At 58.1% G+C, this 23,526-nt stretch carries 16 protein-coding genes and 2 pseudogenes; 13 read left to right on the top strand and 5 right to left on the bottom strand.

Translation table 11 applies throughout. The features are described 5' to 3' along the window. Positions 1-65 precede the first annotated feature (65 nt). The 3 genes and pseudogenes from GA645_RS17775 to GA645_RS17755 all read left to right on the top strand — a co-directional run bounded on the left by GA645_RS17775 (position 66) and on the right by GA645_RS17755 (position 5,183). On the top strand, positions 66-3,725 hold the full coding sequence (locus tag GA645_RS17775; RefSeq protein ID WP_152224306.1) for a transporter substrate-binding domain-containing protein: 3,660 nt from the start codon (positions 66-68) through the stop codon (positions 3,723-3,725). Positions 3,726-3,864: 139 nt separating this feature from the next. Continuing rightward, positions 3,865-4,102: pseudogene (locus tag GA645_RS17765) on the top strand (IS30 family transposase); the annotation flags it as partial. 709 nt (positions 4,103-4,811) lie between these two features. Continuing rightward, entirely contained in the window at positions 4,812-5,183 is a 372-nt protein-coding gene (locus GA645_RS17755) for a histone-like nucleoid-structuring protein, MvaT/MvaU family (RefSeq protein ID WP_152224305.1), read from the top strand. A gap of 448 nt (positions 5,184-5,631) precedes the next feature. Here the strand turns inward: GA645_RS17755 and hxsA are convergent, their stop codons facing one another. The 5 genes from hxsA to GA645_RS17725 form a co-directional block, all read right to left on the bottom strand. Further along, positions 5,632-6,267 carry a His-Xaa-Ser repeat protein HxsA gene (gene hxsA / locus GA645_RS17745; RefSeq protein ID WP_152224304.1) on the bottom strand — a complete coding sequence of 212 codons (636 nt, stop codon included), beginning with the start codon at positions 6,265-6,267 and terminating at the stop codon, positions 5,632-5,634. Beyond that, on the bottom strand, positions 6,264-7,493 hold the full coding sequence (hxsC, locus tag GA645_RS17740) for a His-Xaa-Ser system radical SAM maturase HxsC (protein WP_152224303.1): 1,230 nt from the start codon (positions 7,491-7,493) through the stop codon (positions 6,264-6,266). The genes hxsA and hxsC overlap by 4 nt, the downstream gene beginning before the upstream one ends. 3 nt (positions 7,494-7,496) lie before the next feature. Then, positions 7,497-8,984, bottom strand: a complete 1,488-nt coding sequence (gene hxsB, locus GA645_RS17735) for a His-Xaa-Ser system radical SAM maturase HxsB (RefSeq protein WP_152224302.1) — start codon at positions 8,982-8,984, stop codon at positions 7,497-7,499. Then, complete coding sequence (hxsD, locus tag GA645_RS17730) at positions 8,985-9,287, bottom strand: His-Xaa-Ser system protein HxsD (RefSeq protein ID WP_152224301.1); 303 nt, start codon at positions 9,285-9,287, stop codon at positions 8,985-8,987. A 268-nt stretch (positions 9,288-9,555) separates the two neighbouring features. Further along, positions 9,556-10,602 carry a helix-turn-helix domain-containing protein gene (locus tag GA645_RS17725; protein ID WP_152224300.1) on the bottom strand — a complete coding sequence of 349 codons (1,047 nt, stop codon included), beginning with the start codon at positions 10,600-10,602 and terminating at the stop codon, positions 9,556-9,558. 307 nt (positions 10,603-10,909) lie between these two features. Between GA645_RS17725 and GA645_RS17720 the strand changes: the two genes are divergently transcribed. The 10 genes and pseudogenes from GA645_RS17720 (at position 10,910) to GA645_RS17680 (ending at position 23,317) form a co-directional block, all read left to right on the top strand. Further along, positions 10,910-12,430, top strand: coding sequence for an aldehyde dehydrogenase family protein (locus GA645_RS17720; RefSeq protein WP_152228182.1), 1,521 nt, complete (start codon positions 10,910-10,912; stop codon positions 12,428-12,430). Positions 12,431-12,933: 503 nt separating this feature from the next. Beyond that, the gene (gene peaA / locus GA645_RS17715; protein WP_152224299.1) at positions 12,934-14,544 is read left to right on the top strand and encodes a quinohemoprotein amine dehydrogenase subunit alpha; all 1,611 of its coding nucleotides are present in this window, start codon (positions 12,934-12,936) and stop codon (positions 14,542-14,544) included. Between the two features lie 18 nt (positions 14,545-14,562). Next, positions 14,563-15,996, top strand: a complete 1,434-nt coding sequence (gene peaB, locus GA645_RS17710) for a quinohemoprotein amine dehydrogenase maturation protein (protein WP_152224298.1) — start codon at positions 14,563-14,565, stop codon at positions 15,994-15,996. Then, positions 15,993-16,310 carry a quinohemoprotein amine dehydrogenase subunit gamma gene (qhpC, locus tag GA645_RS17705; RefSeq protein ID WP_152224297.1) on the top strand — a complete coding sequence of 106 codons (318 nt, stop codon included), beginning with the start codon at positions 15,993-15,995 and terminating at the stop codon, positions 16,308-16,310. The genes peaB and qhpC overlap by 4 nt, the downstream gene beginning before the upstream one ends. 56 nt (positions 16,311-16,366) lie before the next feature. Then, a complete protein-coding gene (gene peaD, locus GA645_RS17700; protein WP_152224296.1) occupies positions 16,367-17,479 on the top strand; it encodes a quinohemoprotein amine dehydrogenase subunit beta in 1,113 nt (370 codons plus the stop codon). A 7-nt stretch (positions 17,480-17,486) separates the two neighbouring features. Then, positions 17,487-19,211: an ABC transporter ATP-binding protein gene (locus GA645_RS17695; protein WP_152224295.1), complete on the top strand. Its 1,725-nt coding sequence runs from the start codon at positions 17,487-17,489 to the stop codon at positions 19,209-19,211. Beyond that, on the top strand, positions 19,208-19,876 hold the full coding sequence (locus tag GA645_RS17690; RefSeq protein WP_152224294.1) for a S8 family serine peptidase: 669 nt from the start codon (positions 19,208-19,210) through the stop codon (positions 19,874-19,876). Before GA645_RS17695 ends, GA645_RS17690 begins: the two co-directional genes overlap by 4 nt. Then, positions 19,873-22,008, top strand: a complete 2,136-nt coding sequence (gene ccsA / locus GA645_RS17685) for a cytochrome c biogenesis protein CcsA (protein WP_152224293.1) — start codon at positions 19,873-19,875, stop codon at positions 22,006-22,008. Before GA645_RS17690 ends, ccsA begins: the two co-directional genes overlap by 4 nt. Continuing rightward, a pseudogene (locus GA645_RS29330) lies at positions 21,983-22,378 on the top strand (NAD(P)/FAD-dependent oxidoreductase); the annotation flags it as partial. The gene ccsA and the pseudogene GA645_RS29330, both read left to right, overlap by 26 nt. 390 nt (positions 22,379-22,768) lie before the next feature. Next, entirely contained in the window at positions 22,769-23,317 is a 549-nt protein-coding gene (locus tag GA645_RS17680; protein WP_152224292.1) for an NAD(P)/FAD-dependent oxidoreductase, read from the top strand. Positions 23,318-23,526: the final 209 nt, after the last annotated feature.

Below are 23,526 nucleotides of genomic sequence, written 5' to 3'. Positions count from 1 at the left end.
GCATTGAACTATCATTGCGCCGCCCATCGCGGCGATCCCCAGGCTCTATCGGCTTTTTATCTCGCATGTATCTACGTTCTTTCTGCCTGTCCATCGGCCTGCTGTTGAGTAGCGCGCCGGTCATGGCTGCATCCTTGCCTGTGGCCCCGAAGGCGCTGTCCAGCCAGCTGCATATCGCTCACCATGATATGGCGATCTCGACCGAAGACTGGCATTGGTTGCGGCACAAGGCCGAGCTCAAGGTCGGCGTGTCGGCAACCGAGTCTGCGCCGTTTTCGGTCAATGCCCAGGACAACCTGTACGAGGGCATCAGCGCCGATGCAACTGCCCTGGTCGCGCAGTTGTTGGGATTGCAGGTGAAGATCGTGGCCTTTGCCAATGAGCAGGATGCGCGCCAGGCATTGCAGGATGGTCGCGTCGACGTGATCAGCATTCACGGCAGTGCTGAGCCGCGCCCGGACTTGCTGTTGAGCATTCCCTACGCCCGGGATCGGCTGGCGGTGTTCAAGCGCAATGCCGAATCCCGGCATTCGCCCGCCGATCTTGCCGACATGCGCGTGGCGATCACCGACGAACACAGCGCCGAGCTCAAGCAACGCTACCCGCAGGCCGATTTTCAGGTATATGCCAGTCATGAAAAGGCGATTGCTGCTACCGCCTTTGGCCAGGCCGACCTGTACCTGGACGATCTGTACAGCGCATATTTCCTGATCAATCGTTCGTTCTACAACTTTGTCCGTTTTGAGCGTTTCTCCGACGTTCGCGGAGGCGATTACAGTTATGCCCTGCGGGGCGACAACACGCGCTTGCAGCGGCTGATCAACGTTGCTATCGAGGCCATCGGCGTCGATCAGCTGCGCACACTTGCCAAGCGCTGGGTCGGCAACAGCTTCATTCCCGGTGAAGAGCCCGTCGATCTGACCGCAGAGCAGTTGCGCTGGATCCAGCGGCACCCGGTGGTACGGCTGGTGATCAATGATGACTTTGCGCCAGGTGCGTATTTCGATTCGAGCGGGGTGTTTTCTGGTGCGATCGCCGATCTTCTCGAAATGATAACCCTCAGTACCGGCCTGCACTTTGACGTGGTTTCTCGCAGTGGCGGCTTCCCGCAGCTCATCGATGCGGTGCAAAACGGTAGGGCCGATCTGGCGCTGATGACGGCAAGCCCCGATCGGGAAGAGTACCTGCGCTTTTCCCGGCCGCTGCTCAACAGTCCCTTTGTGTTGCTCAGCGACATTGACCAGCACGGCAAGCTGGGAAATCTGGCCGACAGTCGTGTGGCGGTTCCCACAGGTCATGTGGCCATCCAGCCATTGCGCCAGCGTTACCCTGAAGCCGTGGTGGTCGAAGCGGGCGGCTCACTGGATGCCATGAACCTGCTCTATCAAGGCAAGGCCGATGCCGCCATGGTGGCATTGCCCGCTGCGCGCTATTACATCGAGCGGTTGTTTCGCGACAAGCTGGCCATCAATCAGATGCTCGATCTCGGGCCATCGACGACCAACTTCGCGATGCGCCGCAGTGATGTCGAGCTGCAATCGATCATCGACAAGGTCTTGCAGAGCATTGCCCCCGATGAGCTCAATGCGATTTCCAATCGCTGGCGTTCGCCACCGGGCATGAGCGGTCAGACCTGGATCGACTACCAGCGGGTGATCAGCGAAATTGTCGCCGCTGCCATGGTGCTGCTGGTGCTGTTGCTGGCGTGGGTGTTCTATCTGCGAAGTCAGATCAAGGCCCGGCTCAAGGCTGAACGGATGCTCAACGATCAGCTGCAGTTTGTCGAAACTCTGACCGACTGCATGCCGCCGCCGCTGTATGTGCGAGATATCAAGGGGCGCATGCTGTCATGCAACCGTAGCTACCTCAAAAGCGTTGGCTTGAGCGCTGACCAGGTGCTGAACAAAACTGTGCGTCAATTACCCAAGGAGAATTTCGAGAGCCTCCCGGATTTTCATCGCCACTACCTGCAGGCCATGCGTGACGGGCAGACGATCGAGTCGGTGCATGCTGTTCAGCTCCAGGGCAGGGAGGTGTGGATCAACCACTGGGTGCAGCCGTTCCGGGACTCCAAAGGTATGATCAAGGGGGTTATCTGTGGCTGGCTGGACATCACCGAACACCGTCAGCTGGTTCAGCAGCTGCAAGAAGCCAAGACCCATGCCGACGACGCCAGCCGTGCCAAGACCAGTTTCCTGGCCACCATGAGCCATGAAATACGCACACCGATGAACGCCGTGATCGGCATCCTCGAGCTTGCCCTCAAGCGCGCCGACAGCAAGCCGATCGACCGCGCCAGCATCGAAATCGCCCATGCCTCGGCAAAGAGCCTGCTCGAGCTGATCGGCGATATTCTCGACATCGCCCGTATCGAGTCCGGGCGCTTGAGTCTATCGCCCAAGCGCGCCAACCTGCGCGAACTGGTGGAGTCGGTGGCCCGGGTGTTCGAAGGACTGGCGCGGCAAAAGCGACTGAATCTGATCCTCGATATCGACTCGAGCATCAACTGTGATGTGCTGATCGATGCCCAGCGTTTCAAGCAAATCCTTTCCAACCTGATCGGCAATGCGATCAAGTTCACCGAGGAGGGCTCGATCACCGTCAGTATCTCTGGGCTCTTGATCGATGCCAGCCTGCTCACTGTCAATCTCAGTATCGAAGACACCGGCGTGGGAATCAGCACGGCCGATCAGCAGCGCTTGTTCAGACCCTTTGTCCAGGCCCTGCGCAATGTTCAGCATACCGAAGGCACAGGGCTGGGCCTGGTGATCTGCCGTTCGCTGTGCGAAATGATGGGCGGCAGGGTGCACCTCACCAGTACCCTGGGCCGGGGCACGCGGGTTGATGTCGAGATGCGCCTGCAGGTGCTGGAGCACATCGACGTACGCCAGATGCCTGCGCCTGCGTTGATCCAGGACGTCCCTAGGTATCGATTGCAAGTGCTGGTGGTGGATGATCACCGGATCAATCGGCAGGTATTGCATCAGCAACTGAGCTTTCTCGGACATGACGTTTTCGAGGCGGAAAATGGCCGGGTAGCGTACGAGCGTTGGTGCGAACAACCCTTCGACATCATCATCTCCGACTGCCGCATGCCGTTAATGAATGGCGTCGACTTCACCCGGGCGGTCCGCCAGGCTGAGCAGGAGCGGGGTCTGGACACTACAGTGATCATCGGCCTGACCGCTGACGCCCAGCCGGAAGAAATCGAACAGTGCATCCAGGCCGGCATGAGCGATTGCCTGATCAAGCCGCTTGGCCTGGATGAACTGGATGCGCGCCTGCTTGCCTTGCAGCCAGGGGAAGCGTTCGACAAGGAGCCGATTGAGCGTTGTCAGCCAGAGCAATTGGTGTCACGGCCTGAAGCCATGAACCTGATCGACCTAGGCCCGCTGGAGCTGCTGATCAGTAGTGAACCGGTGAGGTTTCGCCAGATACTCGGCGAACTGATCAATAACAATCTCAAGGATTGTCAGCAATTGAATGCCTTGCTGCAGGAGAGAGACACCGACAAGCTGAGTGAGCTGGCGCATCGTATCAAGGGCGCTGCTCGAGTGGTAAAGGGGGAGCAACTGGTCGAACGCTGCCGGCAGCTGGAGGAGGCTTGCCTGCCCCCCCAGGCTCCATTCGGGGAACTCGAACACGCCGTGGGCCAGCTAGAAGTGGCAATACTCGCGCTGAACCAGGCGCTGGCCTCATCGTTGGTAAGTCAGGTCCCAGAGTGATCGATGGCGTCTGCCGACTGTGGAGGCGTGCTTGACCGGTGACCCGCCGCCTCTGCTGCCGAAGATCGACTACATGGACACCACCAAGGCTCGCCGGAGATGGCCGCAATGTTCCCCGGCCTTCGCAAGGAAGACCTGCCTGGCGACGGATATCCAGGTCTACTTTTGTGACCCTCAAAATCCCTGGCAGAGAGGGACGAATGAAAACACCAACGGCCTGTTGCGGCAGTACTTCCCGAAGGGAATGGATCTCTCGCTCTACTCCGCAGGATCAACTGGATGAAGTCGCTCGGCAGTTGAACGAGCGCCCCAGGAAAACTCTGGGCTACTCGACTCCTGCCGAGTGTTTTAACCACGCTGTTGCGTCGACCGGTTGAATCCACAGCCGGAGGCATTTGGCGAAATGGCAAGACTCTCCGAGAGCGATTGGGCAACTTGGATTTGGTTCCCGGAAGCCAGGTATTGGTCAGCACTGCTGCCGCTCTCAAGCCGGAGCTGAATACCGAGCTCCGTGCTCCGGCTGACTTCGTTCCAATGCCTAGCATTGCCTATCGTTTGGCCCGGGTGGCTGCCGGTGATGCTGTCGCAGGGGTCTCCTTGGTACCTGTTTCTGCGCATGATGTCGCGGCAGGCCACGCGCTTCTCATCGGTGCAAGAGGGGTTCTTCTTGACTAGAACGCGACCCCGATTATCTATGACTCTAAAGAGCGAATGGAAAGAGTTTCTAATCGCTGCTTTGGCGGAGCACCACGTGCCTGCGAGAGGCTTGTCCACCGCGACTGGGACAAGCTGTTTGCTTGGATGGAATGAGCCGCAGTAAATTGAGCTTGTATTTTCAAGTAATTCCCTCGTTCTGACTTTTCAAGCTCTTATCCGCTACTTCGATTCCAGAAGGTTGTCGCTGAGTTATGTGAGCTATAGACATAAGGTCGGATTCGATGCGTCCTCGTTGAGTTGTAGGTGGGGACGGTAGTCTAATTAGACAGGCTGATGGGTGTAAGGTGGGGAATTCTAGATAGAAATAATTCTGCGCAAGCGGTAAGCTCAGAACTGTCCAGTTATCTGCTCCTAATGAGGAATAAGACATTGTCTAAACTTGCCGAATTCCGTGCTGCCGAAAGAGCTTTGGCCGAACAACTGGCTTATCTCGAGTCGCTCAAAAATGATGGCGCGCTCAAGAAGGAAATCGAATTTGAAGAGAAACTAAAGGGCCTGATGAACCAGTATGGCAAGTCACTGCGCGATGTGATCGCTATCTTGGATCCGGACTCCGCACGTGATGTGCTGCGTCGTGGCCCACGTGGCGCGCAGTCTACTCGCCGCGAACGTCAAATCAAGGTCTACAAGAATCCGCACACTGGCGAAGTTGTTGAGACCAAGGGCGGTAATCACAAGGTGCTCAAGGCTTGGAAGGCCGAATACGGCAATGCGACCGTGGAGTCTTGGCTCAGCGCTTGAGGTGATCAAGCGCTTGATGCACTGCGTCGCTTCGCTTGGGCGGCGCGGCGCTAGCTCGTTGTATGCCGTTGGGACGAGTAATAGTACGCCAACACGCTGCCAATCAAGGGACCGGAAAAGGCTAGGACCTCGCTGAAGTAGCGACTCTGTAGTATTCCGCAGAGCAGCACACTCAGCAGCAAGGTGAAAATCACCAAGAGGCCGACCAGCGCAGGGAGGCGTTTGTTGATGCGTTCCGTCTTGGGCTCCGCCTGACCAATTCCACCGCACACTGCGCAGGGCAACCCTGCGAAACTCTTGCCCTTCAGCTCGTTCTCCTTGATACACACCGCGCAGGACTGCTGCTGTTCCCCATTACGACAAGTCCCGCCGCCCCCGCAATGGGCGCAAGGATACAAGTTGGATTTGATGTCATGCATCGTCATGGTCGTCGCTACTCAGCCTGGATTTAGGGAATTCGAATACCCAATGCATTCAGCGTAGGGGTATCCATACGGCCATTAATTTCCAAGCCAGTGTCCGCTTGGAATGACATCAGTGCGCCGCGGGTCGTCTTGCCGAGGATGCCGTCTATGGTGCCTTCGTAATACTTGCGCACCAGCAGTGCGGTCTGCACCCGCATGACCAAGTTGGATAGCTCTCCGGCAGCAGGTCGAGCAGGTGCCGTCCTCGTAGAGGGTGTATCCACCGATGGCGTCGTTGCATTGTTGAAGCTTGAGCTCGACTGACTGCTACTACTGCTCGAGGTGCTGGGGACGCTGTAGTAGGTATTGGGCGTGTAGCTCGGCGCTGGGGCTGCCGGTGGGCTGTAGTAGCGCGGAGCGCTGTATCCACCAGAGCCGCTATAGTGCGAGCTATGTGAACTATGCGAGCGATGGGAGCTGTGCGAGCGGTGTGCTGCATAAATATTTACCGCGTCGGATGCATTCAGTGTGTTCATGAATACGGGCGGCTGTGCGTCGCTACGGGGTTCCCAGGTTGAATCGGCGAGTGGCAGTTGATTGCCTTGCGCGAAGGCTGTGCCGACGACTGGTAGGAGAGTGATGTGGCCAATCAAGACTTTCCAGCGGTCGAGCAAACTCATGGGGTGCTCCTTGCGTAGGTGGTGAATTCTTCCGTGGATAACTGACGAATGCCGCGGCTCTGCCAGCGGTCGGTGTGGGATTTGAAAAAGCCTGCACAGTGGCTGGTTGCAGCGCAGTTTTGGCAGGCGTCGATGAATAAGTTCTTCCAGTCGGAAATGCTCTGGCGGGCAAAGCGCGACAGGTGTGCTGGCAGGATGCATAGGGGCAGGTTGTAGATCGAAACCGGCACGCCTCGGTTATGCAGAAAATAGGCGGCCTGGCTGAGCTGTTCCTGGTAGTCCAGTGGGTCGATCCAGAGTTCCTCGTAATGCTTCTTCGCCAAGCCGGTGCTTTCGATTCCCATCAGGGCGACGTGGCGGATGAAGGGAAGATTGCGAAACACGAAGTGAGCTAACTCGGGCAGCCTGGGAATGGTCAGACGGTTTAGTACCACGCGGATTTCCACGGCCTGATTGGCTCGGGCGAGGTTGTACAACCCCTGCATGGTTTCGCTGAAGGCACCGGGTGCTTGGACCAGGTGATCGTGGTCGGTGGCATTGTCGGCATAGAGTGGGATGCCCCAACTCAGGCAGGGATGGCCCAGCTGTTTCAGCTCGGCGATCCAACTGGGATCCTTCAGCAGCCGGCCGTTACTGAGCAGGTGGATCGGTTTCTCCGGCAGCACGGTCTTGCACTTGGCGAGAATCGCCAGTAGCCCTTCGCGATACAGCGTCGGCTCGCCGCCGCTGATGCCGAGGTGTTCTTCTCCCGAATCCAGTAGGTCGATCAGGCGCAGGTTTTCCTCGATGTGCCAGCGGTCATCGATGTCCTTCGGCGGTTGCGAGCACATCAAGCACAAGCTGTTGCAGCGATCGGTGATGAACAGCAGGTTGGAGTTGGCGCCACGTCGATACAGTACGCGCACCAGGTTGCTGGTCGGCGTCAGGGCGATGACGTCTCCGGGGCGCACGACTTGCGGATCCTTCGGCGCTCGAAGCTGTAACACCTCATGGGGTAGATCGGGCGCTTCTTGGTCTGGGCACAGGAAGGCGCCCACCGGTAGTGCCAGCAAGCCGGGGTGTTCCCGTAGCTCGTGCGCCTCGACCCAGAGTGCCAGGTCATCAAAAGTTGCATGCCCTGCGCAGACGGCCGTGCCTTTTTCGATAAGCTCGCTGGCGGTGATCACTTTCAACAAGCGCGGGCCAACCAGGTTCTGGATATCGAACTGAGTCTCTCTGCGAAGCATGGACTATCCCCTGTAGCCGATATGGGGGATGTCAGCGAACGAGCGGCGAGTCAGCCAGGACAGCAACACTCGCTGGATACTGTCGTCCCCATCACGCAGCAGGCCGAACAGGTGCTGGAGCAGATTCATGTTCTTTTCGCAGAAGCTGCTGAAGGCCCGATGGCCAATCGGGTCTCCGTAGCGGGCGAAATGTTCCACCGGATCAGCGCCGCAGTAGGGGACCAGCGCGCAATCGCAGCAGCCGGGCAGCGCCTCGGCAACGCCAGCTTCCAGCAAGAGCCTCATGATCGGGGCGTTCAGGAGCTCGTGCAGCGGTTGTCGAACGCTGCCGAGCCGTAATCCGTCCTCGCCCATCTCCAAGAGCATCCGAGCTTCATCGGACGGATAGACATAGCCATCGTAGTTGTAAACGAGAGCACCAGTCCCAGCGCCCAGCGGGGAACGCAGGTCGACGTAGCCGGAAGAGAAGGGCGTCAGGATGTTGTTCAGCAGTAACGCGGTATAGCCCTCGGAGAGGTAGATGCCTTGCTGGTTCAACTCCAGTAGATAGGCGAGTGCTTCCTTGTAGAAACGAACGTAACGCTCCATCGGATAATCGAGGCGTTGCGCGCTCTTGGAGGCGAACCCATATGGGCTCAACGGCCGCAGAGAGATGCTGGAGAAGCCCTGTTTCACATACTCATCAATGATCGCTCGCGGTTGCTCGAGGCTTTTGGCGGTGAGTGTCGTGAGCGCCGATACCGCATCGTGACCCAGACGTGCACGCACTCGACGAATGCCCTCTAGGGTGCGTTCGTAAGAGTCGCGAGTCGGAGTCGGCCGGTTGGCATTGTGAAGGGCGGCAGGGCCATCGAGTGAGGTTGAAAACTGAAGGCGGTGATCGTGTGCGAAATCCAGGATCTCATCAGTCAGGTGATGCAGGGTGCTGGTGACGACGAACTGGATGTCACGCTGTTCGGTTTCGTTGCGCTCGACCATACGCTCGATGATCTGACGTATGCGCCCGAAGGCCAGCAGAGGCTCGCCACCCTGAAACTCGATAGTGAGAGTGGGAGACGTGGATTCGAAAACGCGCTCCACGGCATGCAGTGCGTCCTGCTCGGAGAGATCGTGGCCGCTGCCGGCAAGCGGTGCCCGCGAGACCTGACAGTATTGGCAGGTATGGTTGCAGCGCAAAGTGACAACAAAGAGGTGCAGCGCCGGACCCTGCAGGAGAAAGTCCTTGCGGCTGCGATATTGCGCGGCCATTTCCGGCAGCGGGTCATGGCCACCTGGCTCATAGATGAAATGCCGGGCCAGCAAGTCCTTGTAGAGCGAGGTTCCTGGTCGCAGGCGCTTATTCAACAGATCACGCAGTTGCGTATCCGTGATGAACAGGTGTTCGCCAGTATCTCCAGTGATCAGCACGTCCTGCGCGCCTTCGCCTTCCAAACGCATGAAACGGAGAGGCAGTAGTCGATAGCTGCTGTCCGTGGTAATGACCGCGCTCATTCAATGGCTGCTGCCGATCAGTGCCGCGCGGATCAGTATTTCTCTGATGCCGGCCGTTTCCTGCTGGATTCGTTCGCGCAAGGCGAAATCATTTAGCTGCTGGAGCAGCAGAGCTTTGACCTGCTCGGAGGAGAGGGTGGAGGCGTTAGCTGAGGTCGGATTGGGAGTGATCAGAAGGGTAGCGTGCTTATCCTGCACTTGGATCTCAGTAGCAAAATCCCTGGCGACGCTGTAGGCCGCCCTCTGTATGGCGCCGGATGAATAGGCCTGCCCGTCTAGCCGCAATATGACCTGCCATGTCATGAACTTCTTTCCCTGAACTCCGATTCTTAGTGGAGGATTCTGTCCTGTATCAAGGCAAATGGCCAGCGTGGAGCTGGAGGGCCGCTACCGACCCAAAGCGGACACTGGTGCAAAACGCTTCGAAATGATCAAAACCGCTGCGTGCGGAATCGAGATGAAGTAGCTAGAACGGATGGTGTGCTTTGGGGGGGGGGGGCCTGTCGCCTGCATTGCGAAGCGCGGCCACGCTTCCTGCTCAATCCAGCGGAGGAGTGAGATGCAGCCCCGTTCAGTGCCTGGACAAGCGCGCCTTCGACATCCGTTTGTATTGGCAAGCAGCGTCACCGGAGATCCTGGCGATAGTTGCTGAGGGGGTTTCACCGAACAGGAGCTTGTAATAGGTGCAGAACATGCCCGAATGGTAGAAGCCCCAGCGGGCCGCGATTTCGCTAATTAGCAGCTTTCCAGGCGGGGAAAGCAGAAGCATCTGGCGTGCACCATGCAGGCGAACGTAACGAAGGTAGCTGACTGGATTGACGCCGAGCACCTTCTGAAATGCATAGTGAAGCGTGCGGCGGCTTATCCGCAGCTCATTGCAAATTTCGAGGACGCTGGGTGGCTGGCTTTGCCGGGACAGGATGTACTCGCGTGACTTTTCAACGATGTGGCGGTGAACAAACTGACCAGGGCTGTGTGGAGTCATGTTGCTGAGGTGAGACAAGCCCGCGCAAAGCGTGTGCATAGTCTCGCTTAGCAATTCCTGTCGAATTAGCTCGCTGTCCAACGCGGTTGGATTGGCAGCTAAGCCATCGAATAGGTGGCTGAGGTTCGTCCTGATCGAGCTGCAGAGCTGATGGGAAGCGGAGCTTGTACCACTCAACGTGGTGATGCGGGCTGCGTCCATTTCCTCTACCGATTCGGCATAGGAGCTGAGAAGTTCCATGTCGATCACCGCGACGTAGATGTCGGAGCGCTCAGGCGTTCTGAATTTCAGCTCCGAATTAGGCTTCAGGAAAAAGACGGAGTCTTGCTCAAGCTTGTCTCCGCACCAGTAGCCGTCACCTGCAATAGCTATCGGTACCCCTATCGCAAAGCTGTTGCGCCAGGGGAGACCCCGTTGATCTACCGCCTTGTCCATCGTTTCGCGAAAGATCTGAACTGGCCCCAGAGAAAGATCCTGCAAGCCGCCTGAGAAGGTGCCTTCGCTGAGCTGCACGTACTCCTGATTCCATTTCGGCAACGCAGATGCCTGAAGCAGTACATCAGTGGTTTCACTGAGGGTGAACAAGGCAGGAGGTGCAGATTCGGGGTGAATCAGCTCATCGATGGATCGCATAGCTACCTCACGGTAAAGCGGGTCTCTTGTTTTTGTTGTACCTACCCACGCCTCAGGTACGCCGGGGCTGGTGGCTTTGTGGCGAAGCAGGAAAATTATTTTGTAAGAAAAGATAAGTGCGCAAGGCACATCCGGCGGACGGTGTTGCGGTGTTGCCGAATTTTGATAGTCAACGAGCTGGGCGCTGCCGTTTCTCGATATTTCGGTGATTCATCTCTCCCTAGACTGCGCGGACTGCGTGTGATTGGGCCTACGGAAGGTTGGGCTTGGACATGCATTCGCTGACAACAAGAGATGAGGTGTGCCTGTGATTTACGCTGCTCCGAATACGCCCGGTTCCGTTCTCCAGCTCAAGCCGCGCTACCGCAACTACATCGGCGGCGGGTTCATCGCGCCGGTGCTGGGCCAGTACTTCAGTAACACCTCGCCGGTAAACGGTGAAGTCATCGCCGAGTTCCCGCGCTCCACCGCCGAGGACATTGAGCTCGCGCTGGATGCGGCCCATGCCGCCGCGGGCAGTTGGGGTCGCACTTCGGTGCAGGATCGCGCGCTGATCCTGCTGAAGATCGCCGACCGCATCGAGCAGAACCTGGAACAGCTCGCTGTCGCCGAAACCTGGGACAACGGCAAGGCCGTGCGCGAGACGCTGAACGCCGATGTGCCGCTGGCCGCCGACCACTTCCGCTACTACGCCGGCTGCATCCGCGCTCAGGAAGGCGGCGCTGCCGAGATCAACGAGAACACCGTCGCCTACCACATCCATGAGCCGCTGGGCGTGGTCGGGCAGATCATCCCGTGGAACTTCCCGTTGCTGATGGCCGCGTGGAAACTCGCCCCGGCCCTGGCCGCCGGTAACTGCGTGGTGCTCAAGCCGGCCGAGCAGACGCCGCTGTCGATCATGCTGCTGGCCGAGATCATCGGTGACCTGCTGCCGCCGGGCGTGCTGAACATCGTCCAGGGCTTCGGCAAGGAAGCAGGGCAGGCGCTGGCTACCAGCAAACGCATCGCCAAGATTGCCTTCACCGGCTCGACCCCGGTGGGTTCGCACATCCTCCACTGCGCAGCGGAGAACATCATCCCGTCCACCGTGGAGCTGGGCGGCAAGAGCCCGAACATCTTCTTCGAGGACATCATGCAGGCCGAGCCGGCCTTCATCGAAAAAGCCGCCGAGGGCCTGGTGCTGGCCTTCTTCAACCAGGGCGAAGTCTGCACCTGCCCATCGCGGGCGCTGGTGCAGGAGTCCATCTTCGAGCCGTTCATGGCTGAGGTGATGAAGAAGATCAAGGCGATCAAGCGTGGCAACCCGCTGGACACCGAGACCATGGTCGGCGCCCAGGCGTCGCAGCAGCAGTACGAGAAGATCCTGTCCTACCTCGACATCGCCCAGAACGAAGGCGCCGAACTGCTCGCCGGTGGCTCCAGCGAGCGCCTGGACGGTGACCTGGCCAGCGGTTACTACATCCAGCCGACCCTGCTCAAGGGCCACAACGGCATGCGCGTTTTCCAGGAGGAAATCTTCGGTCCGGTGGTGGGCGTGACCACCTTCAAGGACGAAGCCGAAGCCCTGGCCATCGCCAACGACACCGAGTTCGGCCTCGGTGCCGGCGTCTGGACCCGCGACATCAACCGCGCCTGGCGCATGGGCCGTGGCATCCAGTCCGGCCGCGTGTGGACCAACTGCTACCACCTGTACCCGGCCCACGCCGCGTTCGGTGGCTACAAGAAGTCCGGCGTCGGTCGTGAAACCCACAAGATGATGCTCGACCACTACCAGCAGACCAAGAACCTGCTGGTGAGCTACGACATCAACCCGCTTGGCTTCTTCTGAAGATGCACAGGCACCTGACCAACAGGTGCCAAGGAGATCGTCGATGCCAAAGGGTTCTGTCATTTGCCTTTGCATTGATGGCCTGTTGATAACGGGCCTTCTGGCATTGGCAACTTACGTCGCTCTGTCGTTGCAGTTTGGAGTTTGAAGATGGCTGATGGGAAGAAGTGGGGCCAGACGCTGCCTGCGATTTCAGATCGAGCCATGTCTCGCCTTCTAACTCGGGTGCGGGATTTTGAAAGGCTTTTGGACGTACTGGATCAAGACATCCGTCAGGACTTTCCGAATTCCGCCGCACGAGGGGCTGCTTCCAAGCAGAGGTGAACCTCGCTCAGCGAGAGGTTGCCGTTTCTCGATAGGCGAGAGATGTGCTCTTGCCGAATCTCGATACAGCCTCTTCGCGACTCAGCCGTAGCCTTTACCTACCAGCCACAGCGCACCGAATCCAGGTGAGAAGTGGCCAAGCCTGAACCATAAACACAAGAAACCAGGGAGCCCAAAGAATGCGCCTACATCGTGCATTTTCTACCCCCGTGCGCCCGTTGGCGCTGTCCCTTGCAGTATCCGCGATTCCGCTATTCGCGCATGCAGAGCAGACTGCAGAAGCGAAAGCACTGCTGAATGCGAAATGTGGCGTTTGCCACCTTCCCGTTGAAGGCAAAGGGCTGAATCGAATCGATCAATCTCGCCGTACTCCTGAAGGTTGGGACATGACCATCGGGCGAATGGTTGCCGCCCATGGCGTTCGTTTGACCTCGGATGAGCGTCTGACTTTGGTGAAGTACCTGGCTGATACACATGGCCTGGCACCTGAAGAAACAGCCCCCCGTCGGTATCTGCTGGAGCGTGATTTCACCCAGGTCGAAAAGCCGGACGATAAGCACATTGCGGAAACTTGCGCACGTTGCCACTCGTACGGTCGTATCGCCCTGCAACGTCGCACCGAAGACGACTGGCGCAAGCTGGCCAACTTCCACGTCGGTCAGTTCCCTACCATCGAGATCCAGCAAGGTGGTCGTGATCGCAACTGGTGGGAAATCGCATCCCAGGAAATGCCCAAGGCGCTGGGCAAACGCTATGCGTACGACGCGCAGGTCTGGAATGACTGGCTGAAGCACCAGAAAGTCGAGCCCACGGGCAGTTGGCGCGTTACCGGCCATCGACCAGGCTGGGGCTTCTACGAAGGCGTAGCCACTGTAAATGCCGATGGCAGCGATCACTACAAGGTGACGATGCAGGTGAATTACGCCAACGGCAAACAGGAGACCGCCGAAGGCAAGGCCGTACTGTTCACCGGATATGAATGGCGCGCTACGGTCAAACAGGGCGGTGAGGAAGTGCAGCAGGTTCTTGCTCTTTCTGCCGATGGCCAGACTCTGGCTGGCCGTTGGTTCCTGCCAAACATCGACTCCATCGGCGGGACTTTGCAGGCGGTGCGATCCGGTGAGGGAGCAGGCCCGCGTCTCGTCGCTGTCCAGCCGACCTACATCAAGTCCGGCACAACTCAGACCGTCACGCTTTACGGAAGCAATCTGAGTGGCGAGGTAGCTTTGGGAGCCGGCGTCCAGGCCAAGGTTCTGGAAAGCACCCCGACCAAAGTTGTCGTCGAGGCAAGTGCTGCGTCGGATGCACAGGTTGGGGCAAGAAGCATTAGCGTCGGCAATGCGAAGCTGAACGCCGGCCTCGCGCTGTACAAGACGATTGACTACATCGCTATCGAGCCGGGCCAGGCCATGGCGCGCGTTGGCGACAACGGCGGCTCTCGACCGAAAGTGCCGGTTCAGTTCGAGTCGGTCGCCTATATCAATGGGCCCGATGGCAAGCCAGGAACCGCTGACGATATCCGTCTTGGCTATGTGCAGGCTGCCTGGTCGGTCGACAATGGCACTGCATACGCAACCTCCATGAACGACGTTGAGTTCGCCGGCAAGCTCGACTCCAGCGGCCTATTCGTTCCCGGTGATGCCGGCCCCAATCCTCAGCGGAAATTCCACACCAACAACGCAGGTGATCTGAAGGTCACCGCGGTAGTGGACGACGACGGTCGCAAAGTTGAGGCGACCCGGCCCCTTGTGGTCACCGTTCAGCGTTGGAACGACCCGCCTGTTCGCTGATTCACTGAGGGCAACGCCATGAGCGAATTGTTCGTTAACCGCTTCAGTTTTCACGATGTGAAGCTGAATGACCGGCACGTGTTGTTCCACATCCCCTCCAGCGGTCTTTTCGAGTTGGACGAATTGGGTGGGGAGTTAATCGACTACCTGAAATCGCGCGAGCAGATTTCCTTCGAAGAACTGAAGGAAAACTTCGGCGCCTCAGTGAAAACGGCTGATCTGGCCCAGACGCTTGAGAGCTTCCGTGAGCTGTCGATTCTGGGAGAGGAGCCGGGTCAGCCAGATGCGGGGATGCAGGTGAGCATCCGCGAGTTTCCGATCAGCACCGTCGTGCTGAACGTAAATACTGGCTGCAATTTGAGTTGCACGTATTGCTACAAGGAAGACCTGGACGTCCCGACCAAAGGGCGCCGAATGAGCTTTGACACTGCACGCAAGAGCATCGATTTGCTGCTTGTAGAGGGGGCGGTTCATGAGCGCATAAACGTCATCTTCTTTGGCGGCGAACCACTGACCAACCTACCGCTGATCAAGCAAGTGGTGGAGTACACCGAGGCACATTGTAGCGAGCTCGGCAAGAAGGTCGACTTCTCGATGACCACGAATGCCACCATGCTGACCGAGGAGATCGTCGACTACCTCGATCAGCATAAATTTGGCATCTCAATCAGCATGGACGGCCCTCAAGCTGTCCACGATCGCCGGCGGATCACTGTCAGCGGTCAGGGCACCTACGCCGTGGTTGCGTCGAAGGCGCGGATGCTCATCGAGCGCTATCGATCCAAGCCCGTAGGTGTACGGGTAACCCTCACGTCTGGTTTCACCGACGTGGTGGCGATACACGAGCACCTGAAATACGACCTCGGCTTTGCTGAGGTTGGGGTAGCTCCTGCTACCTCTGGCCCGATTACAGTGTTCAACCTGAAGTCAGAAGAGCTGCGACAGGTCTTCGACAGCATGAAGACCTTGGGGCAGGCCTATCGTGATGCTGCTTTGGAAGGGCGCAACAACGGCTTTTCCAACATGCACCAGCTCATGAGTGACCTCTACGAGGGGCGCAAAAAGGCCCTCCCGTGTGGTGCTGGTGTTGGTTTGCTCGCGGTAGATCACAAGGGCGACCTCAACCTCTGCCACCGCTTCACCGGATCCGACATGCCGTTGTTTGGCAACGTAGACGAGGGCATTGCCAAGGAAGAGCTTGGCACCTTCCTGGAGAGCGCTACCAAGCGAGCCGGGAAAGGCTGCTCCACATGCAGGATCCGGAATCTCTGTGCCGGTGGTTGTTACCACGAGTCCTACGCCCACTTTGGCGATCCGCTTTCTCCGACCTACCACTACTGCGACCTGATGCGGGAGTGGGTGGACTTCGGCATCGAGATCTATATGGAGATCCTGCAGAAGAACCCCCGCTTCTTCCAGAAGCACCTCAGCACCCGGAGTGCCCAGCTATGAACCATATGAAACCGATGAACATGAAAGCCCATCAGGTCGAGGTCGCGATGGAGAAGGGCGAGACCGGGGAGGTTGTGGCGATGTCCGCGGTAGTCGGTTGCGCCACGACTTTCGATCCTGGATGGGAGGTCGATCCGTTCCTCGGCGTCGCTGGACTCTGCCAACCGATGGAGGCGGATCTCTACGGATGTTCCGATCCGTGCTGGTGGCCCGCTCAGGTGCCGGATTCGCTGCATACCTATCCGGAGTGGAGCGAAGGCAATGACTCTGCACCGAACGATTGGGCGGCCTTGAAGGCTGTATTCCCGAAGTAACTCCTGAAAACGGCTTTTGCGCTTCCGGAGTCTCGTCCGGAGCAAGAGGGAACCTCATGAAGAACAAGAAACAAGTTGCTCTACGCCAAGCTGCTGGTCTGAGTCTGTTGGCGATGGGCCTAGCGCTGACTAGCCAGTTCGCAGCAGCCAAAGACTACCTGGTGACTGCGGCTCGCCCGAACCTGGTTGTCGTCGCTGACCCAGCAGAACGCAAGGTCATCAGAACCTTCCACATCCCCAACACCTCAATGGGGAACAGCCCGGGTGCACTCGCCGTTTCGAAAGACGGAAAAGTTGCCTACGTGATTCACAACCGTTGGGAGAGTGTTTCCGGAATTGACCTGGAGTCCGGACAAGAGGTCTTCCGTGCGGATCTGTCGTCACCTGGTATTCGCGCGAAGGCTCCTTACGCCATCGACGTAAGCCCTGACGGTAAGGAGTTGGCGGTATTCGTCAATCCGACTCAACTGCTACCGGGTGAGTACCATGTCATGGATCCGTATGTGGCCATTTACGACACGTCCAGCGGCGTGAAGGCGCAGCCCATACGTAAGTTGAAAATTCCGCGCCGCGCTTCGTCGCTGATCTTCTCTCCTGATGCATCGCGCCTCTATGCATTCAGCTGGGACATGCTGACTCTCGACCCGAAGACAGGGAAGGAGATTGGCAAGCACCCGTGGCGCAGCTGGAAACGGCCAGGGTTCGGCGAGCCGGATACCCTGGCTATTTGGCCGCAATTCGAACAGGCATCTGAGTTCGCGACACCCTATTACATCAACCATACCGGGGCTGATGGAAAGACAGTTCAGAAGGCGGGCATCTGGTCGCTGGATCTGGTCAAGGACAAGGTTCGTTTCCACGAGTTCGAAGATGCTTCGGTGGTGCTGTTCTCCACCGTCATCAACCCTGTACGTCGGAACGAGGCGTACACCGTGTACACGCAACTGACCAAGACTGACGTCGACACCGGTAAGTTGATCAAGCGGATTGATCTCGACCACACCTACTACAACGTCAACGTATCCAGCGATGGCAAGGAGCTCTACATCGGCGGGACTGTGGACGATATCGCGGTCTACGACTCTGAGACTCTGGAGAAGAAAGGCAACATCATGATTCCTGGTGGTGGTGACCAGGTGCTCACTTCTCTTCGTGTTGTGCAGCGCTGAGTCACTCATGGAAAACCCGGCGCAATCGGGTAGCCCGTTCGTCATGCCTTCCGGCATGGCGAACGACTCACCTGAGCTGAACTTGTGGCAGTGGATACTTCCCTATGCGCTGCCACAGTGGCCCAAGTTCGCTCTTGTGGCAGTGCTCTCACTCATCACCGCCACTGCAGGACTCGCCCAGCCTTACCTGAGCCAACGCCTCATCGATGACGGCATGCTGAAGGGAAATTTCGGCGTGGTGACGCTATGCGTAGGCGCCATGGTTGCGCTAGCCGTTGTCTGCGCGCTGTTGGGGGGTGTGACTCGCTGCCTTCACAACAATGCTTCATCGCGAATGCTACACCGCATGCGAGAAGAGATGTTCGCTCATTTGCTGGCGTTGTCACCGGCGTATTTCTCGCAGACCCGCCAAGGTGATCTTCACGCGAGGCTGAATGCGGATATCGGCGAGCTACAGCGCTTTGTGGTCGACTCTGTCTTCAGCGTTATGAACAACGGCCTCATGCTCATGGGCGCCGTCTTGATGCTGGGATACATGAGCTCGGAGTTGCTTGCCGTACTCCTGATCGTTCTGCTCGTGAACGCAGGTTTCCTGCGGGTAATGCGTTCACGAGTGGAGCTGATGAGCCAGGAGGTTCGTGAGCGTGGCACCGACTTGGCGGCCTTTTTCGTTGAGACGCTCGGGCTGGTGAAATGTATTCAGGTCTTTAACGGCCAGGAGCTCAGTACAAAGCGTCTGCAGGAGCTTCACGATCGCCAGCGTACCTCGTCGTTGCGGCTGCAATTGCTCGGCTACTTTGTCGGCTCGCTACCAGGATTGGTGATGTCAGTCAGCATCTCGATGGTTTTCTTGGTGGGCGCGCATCGAATTGCAGAAGGGAGCATTACGCTTGGCGTTCTGATCGCCTTTGTCACGTACATGCAGCGCGCGAGCAGCCCTATTCAAGCTTTGGCGGGGCTTTACACCGGCTATCAGCGGGCCAAAGTCAGTGCGGTGAGAGTTCGCGAGCTCTCCGCCCAGCGTCCTCTTGTGCAAACGCCGCCAGCAGCTGTCGTGGTGGTCGGCAAAGGAAGCATTCGGCTGGAGGACGTCCACTTTGCGTATCCGGACAGCGGCCGCGCCGTTCTTCGAGGGGTAACTGCCGTTATTCCCGCCGGTAGTCGCGTCAGCATCAAGGGCGCATCCGGCGTTGGAAAATCCACACTCGTTGATCTTCTCCAGAGGCACTTTGATCCTGATTCCGGGCGGATACTGCTGGACGCAATCGATCTTCGCGATCAGGACTTGAAGCACCTTCGCAGCAGGGTTGCCGTGGTCTCTCAGAACGCCGAGCTGTTCTCCTGCAGCCTGCTTGAGAACATACGTTTCGGCCGCCCTTCAGCTACTGACGAGGAGGTGATTGTCGCCGCTCGAATCGCTGGCGTCGAAGCGTTCTCAGATCAGTTGGAGCGCGGCCTGCATACCTCCGTCGGCCAGCGCGGAAGCCGGCTATCTGGCGGTCAGCGACAGCGCGTAGCGCTCGCACGAGCCATCTTGCTCGACCCCATCATCCTCATTCTGGACGAGAGCACCAGCGGCGTTGATCGCTTGATGGAGGAGCGGATTCTGCGAGAAATCGACACCTTGTTTGATTCAAGAACCCGGATCTACATCAGCCATCGCCACGTCGCGGATACGCCATTTGACCAAGTCATCGACCTCGATACACCCGCCTTGGAGAATGCTTCATGAAACCCAGAGTCGGCATCATCGACAGTGGAGTGAGCATGTCGATGCTTCCTTACGTCGCCGTTTCCCGGCGTTTCAATGCTCTCCCAGGGGATGATCCTGCCCTCCCCGACGAACTCGGACACGGGGATCGTATCGCTCGCCTGATCATCAAGCATTGCCCCCAAGCTGACCTGATGATTGCCCAGGTTTTCGGCAAATCCTCGCATACATCGACAGAACGGGTAGCGGAAGCGATTGGCTGGCTGGTGGAGGCGGGTGCACAGCTCATCAACATGAGTTTTGGGCTCGCAAACTATTCAGTTCAGCTAGCGCAAGCCTGTCAGCATGCTGCCGAGCAGGGAGTGCTTATCCTCGCTTCCTCTCCGTCCTGCGGTACCGCAGACGTCTATCCAGCAGCGTTTCCCCATTGCGTTTCCGTTACTGGAGATCCGCGGTGCATTGAAGGCGAAATCGCCTGGCTGGGGCTTCGACGGGCGTCCTTCGGTGCATGCTCAACGCTGATTGCAGGTGATCCGCGTATGGGCGGGGGCGCGAGCTTCGCCTGTGCACGCCTTACGGGAATTGCTGCCTCCCTTTGGAACCAGCATGAAGGCGACATTGGAGGCTTGTTGTCGAAGCTGCGCGATGGGGCGTGTTACTTCGGGCCAGAAGGGCGTCGAGCATGACGAGTGCGACCCAATGCTGGCTGAGACTATGCCTGTTCCTTGTCAGCACTGCGGCGGCCCTTCAACCTGGTCTGGGGAATCTGCTGCTTGGCGCTGCCGTTCTCCTTCTGCTGGGGGGCGCTCCGCTTGCTCATGTCCGCACTGCTTTGTGGAAGCTTTCGGCGATATTGCTGTACGCCTGCACGACCTCGCTTCTGCTAGCGCTGTTGCTGGATAGATTTGATTTCCGCTACGTCTGGCTCTACAGCAGTTCGACCTTGCCGGTGTATCTCAAAGTCGCAAACCTTTGGGGCGGTGATGAAGGAACGTTGATCCTCCTTTCCGCCATGTTTGCCCCCTTGGCAATACGTCATGCAACTCGTCCAGGCTGGGAGGGCGCCACCCTTGGATTGATCGCTGCCTGGTACGCCATAGCTGCACTGCTGCTCGGGCCTTTTACGGCAACCCCCGAAAGCTGGCTGGCCAACCAGGAAAGCCAAGGGATGAATGCGCACCTGCAAAAAATCTGGATGGTATTGCACGCCCCGGCGATTCTCGTCGCTTACGTCTGGGCAATCGCACCCGTCGGTGCAGCAGTCCAGGCCTTGCGGGGAGGCTTAAGTGACTACGCCGTGGTCACTCTGCACTACAACCGTCGTGCCTGGTTCGTGTTGACGGCAGGAATCGGCTTCGGAATGGTCTGGGCTCTCGTGGATTTCACCTTCGGCCAGCTGTGGCACTGGGATCCGGTTCAGACAAGCGCATTTATCGTCTGGGTGATGCTCGCAGCAGTTCTGCATGGTGCCAGGCATTGGCGTCCGGGCGGGGCCTTTGGTCGTACCTTGCCGGTATTAAGCCTGCTATTGGCGGCCTGCACCTCTCTGGCTATGGCGGTTACTCGCAGTGAAACCCTGACGAGCTCGCATCGATACATCGGCACTACCTCCTGGTTGAGTCACCTTGTCCTGGCGGCATTACTCATCGTGGGGGCGCTGATTTATATCTGCCTTCCCTCAGTCGCTCGCGGTCAATCGGGGAAGAAAACTGCGGTTACTACACTGCTCTCAGTTTGGCTGTTCGTCGCAATCGCGAGCATAGCGGGTGGTGCTCTAGCGCTCGCGTACCTCAGGCAATGGTTCCAGGTCGCAAAGTCCCTGAACGAAAAGCCGTTCTTCGAAACGCTGACCATGTGGGCAAGTGCAGAAGAGATGGAGCAACTACGTCTTGCATTTGCCCAGTGGACGGTGGACGGCTATTGGATAGCTCATTGGCTGCTGCCGCTTCTTTTGGTGGTTTGCATGGTGGGTGGATACACGTTCTTGCGACGTGCAACCGCCCGCACAGCTGCTGTTGTTGTCACCGCAGTCACGGCGCTGATCTGCTTGACCCTTTGGTGGCATGGCGGACTTCTGAGCGAGTGGTACGAGGGGCGGGGCGTTCTTTCCAGCCGAATAGTGTCCGTGTTGCCTTGGTTGGATGCCGCGCTCGCGGCTGCTGGTTACCTGTTGCTGGGATGCGTGCTCTGGTGTTTGAAGAGCATCTGGCGCAGCCGCCGATTGGGGGCTGCGCGACTGACTGGTTCGCTTGCGCTTGTTCATGGAGGGGCAGTCGTTGCTTTGGTCGGAGGCTTCGCGGCCACGGCACTCAATACCTATCAAGCAATCCAGGTCGTGCCAGAAAAACTGGGACAGTTCCACTCGCTAACTTCCGACCTGTCGATACAGGTCTCACCCATAAGTACCGTAGTAGACCACTCTGGATACCGTGCCGTTGCTCAAGTCCAGATACAAAGGGACGGCGAATCGGCCATGGGTAACGCACTGTTTCTCGATGGTAGGCATCAACCTGCCGGGTACCAGGGCCCAGTCAGACAACTCTGCGAGATTCTTGATTATCGCTACGCAAGGTACACCGGTGGGCCGCGTTACCTGCTCGATCCGTTTGTGGTGCACGGATGGCTGGAAGATAAGCAGATTTGGGTGCCTGCAACTCCAGCGCTGCTGAGAGAAAAGCTCAGCGAAGAGATGCAGTTATCAACGCTCGTCGTACTGCGCATCTATCCGCTCGTATCACTTGTCTGGATAGGGCTGGTTGCGATGCTGGTGGGAGCGCTGCTCATGCCCGGTCATGCAAAGGTGCCGCGGCATGCATAAGGTCTTGGTGCTAGGAGCTGGCCCCGCCGCAGTTGTTACCTCAATCCTGCTCCGACGCATGGGGCATGAAGTGAAACTTGTAGGGCAGGTACGGAAGCGCTCCTTCCTTGAGGGGGCGTCACCAAGAGTGGTTGAGGGCCTGCAGAGGGCCGGGTGTACTCAGGCGCTGAAGCTCATGACTGAACTCCACCCACGATGGAGTGCTTGGGGCGAGGAGCCCCGCTTGGCTAATGGCGAGTTCGTAGTAGAGCGCGATACGTTGGATTCCGCTCTGCTTCAGGATGCCCGTGACGCTGGCGTTGATGTGGTGGATGCGCATGTCTTGTGGGCTCGCCAAGTCGACCAGACCTGGAACGTTTTCGCATTGGAGGCTGCAGGGCGAAACCTTCAACTCCACGGGGATTTTTTGGTGGAAGCCCGTGGGCGTGGCGCACCGAAATCTCAGCCCGATGAGCACTCATCTATGCGCTCAATTGCGCTGATACGCCAATTCACGAGCGCAAGGTGCAAAGAGACGCTGACGTTTTCGGAGCCCTTTGAGAATGGATGGGCTTGGGCAACCTGCGCGAGAGGAGGGCACTGCAGTATTCAATTGGTCTTGGGAACCGATTCTCTCTCGGAGCGCAGCGGTGAGTCATTGGAGAGTTTCCACGGACGGATGCTCAGGAAGCTCGAATACCTGCCCCACGCTCTCGGCGACCTAATACCAGCGGGCCCCGCAAACTCTCGAGGCATCCAGCCAGTGCTGCGAGGAGGCATCGTGGGAGTGAACAGCCTCCGAGTAGGAGATGCCGCATATTGCGTTGATCCACTTTCAGGCCACGGGATGTATGAGGCCATTTCTGGTGCTTTCGCTGCTGCTCCCACGATCAATACGTTGCTACGCGTCCCAACCTCCGCGGAGCTTGCTATTCGCTTCTATCAGAGTCGCGCCACACGCATCTACTTCCATCGGATCAGTGCTGGAGGGCATTTCTATTCATCGGGAGACCGATGGGAACTGTCCCCGTTCTGGGCGCAGGCCATGGATATTGTTTTGCCATCGCAATCAATTTCGAGAGGTGCGCTAGGGCTCGCAAAGCGCGCGGTGATCGCTGATGAGGTGATACAGGAAAAGGAGGTGCTCGTTACCGCAGAGCATCCGGAAGGGATTCGGTTTGTCGCTGGAACCAATCTGGTCGACCTGCTTCGCAGTCCCAACGCGGCCGAGCGTATCGAGGAACTCAGGGATGACCTATTACGAGCCCTGGTACCGGACGAACAGGCTTGCGCGCTGATGGGGGTTTTGAAGCAATCGATACTCAATTGAGATCCCAATTGGCCAGGACGCATTCCCCTGCATAGGCTCCTTTGGCCCTCAGCCCAACTTGGTTGGGCTTTTTTTTGCGAATAGATACCAGCAAGATGGATCGGTGGAGCAGTCTCTTCGCGTCCAGTGTCCGCTAATGGCCGGAAGCAGTCGCCGTTGCACACCGGTAAGGGCGCGAGAGCATGGTTCGTCTTGGTTAGGCGAACCCA

The sequence above is a fragment of the Pseudomonas sp. SCB32 genome, from assembly GCF_009189165.1.
Taxonomy (GTDB): domain Bacteria; phylum Pseudomonadota; class Gammaproteobacteria; order Pseudomonadales; family Pseudomonadaceae; genus Pseudomonas.
Note: the sequence above shows the minus strand (reverse complement) of the source record. Positions and strands in the feature narration are given on the sequence as shown.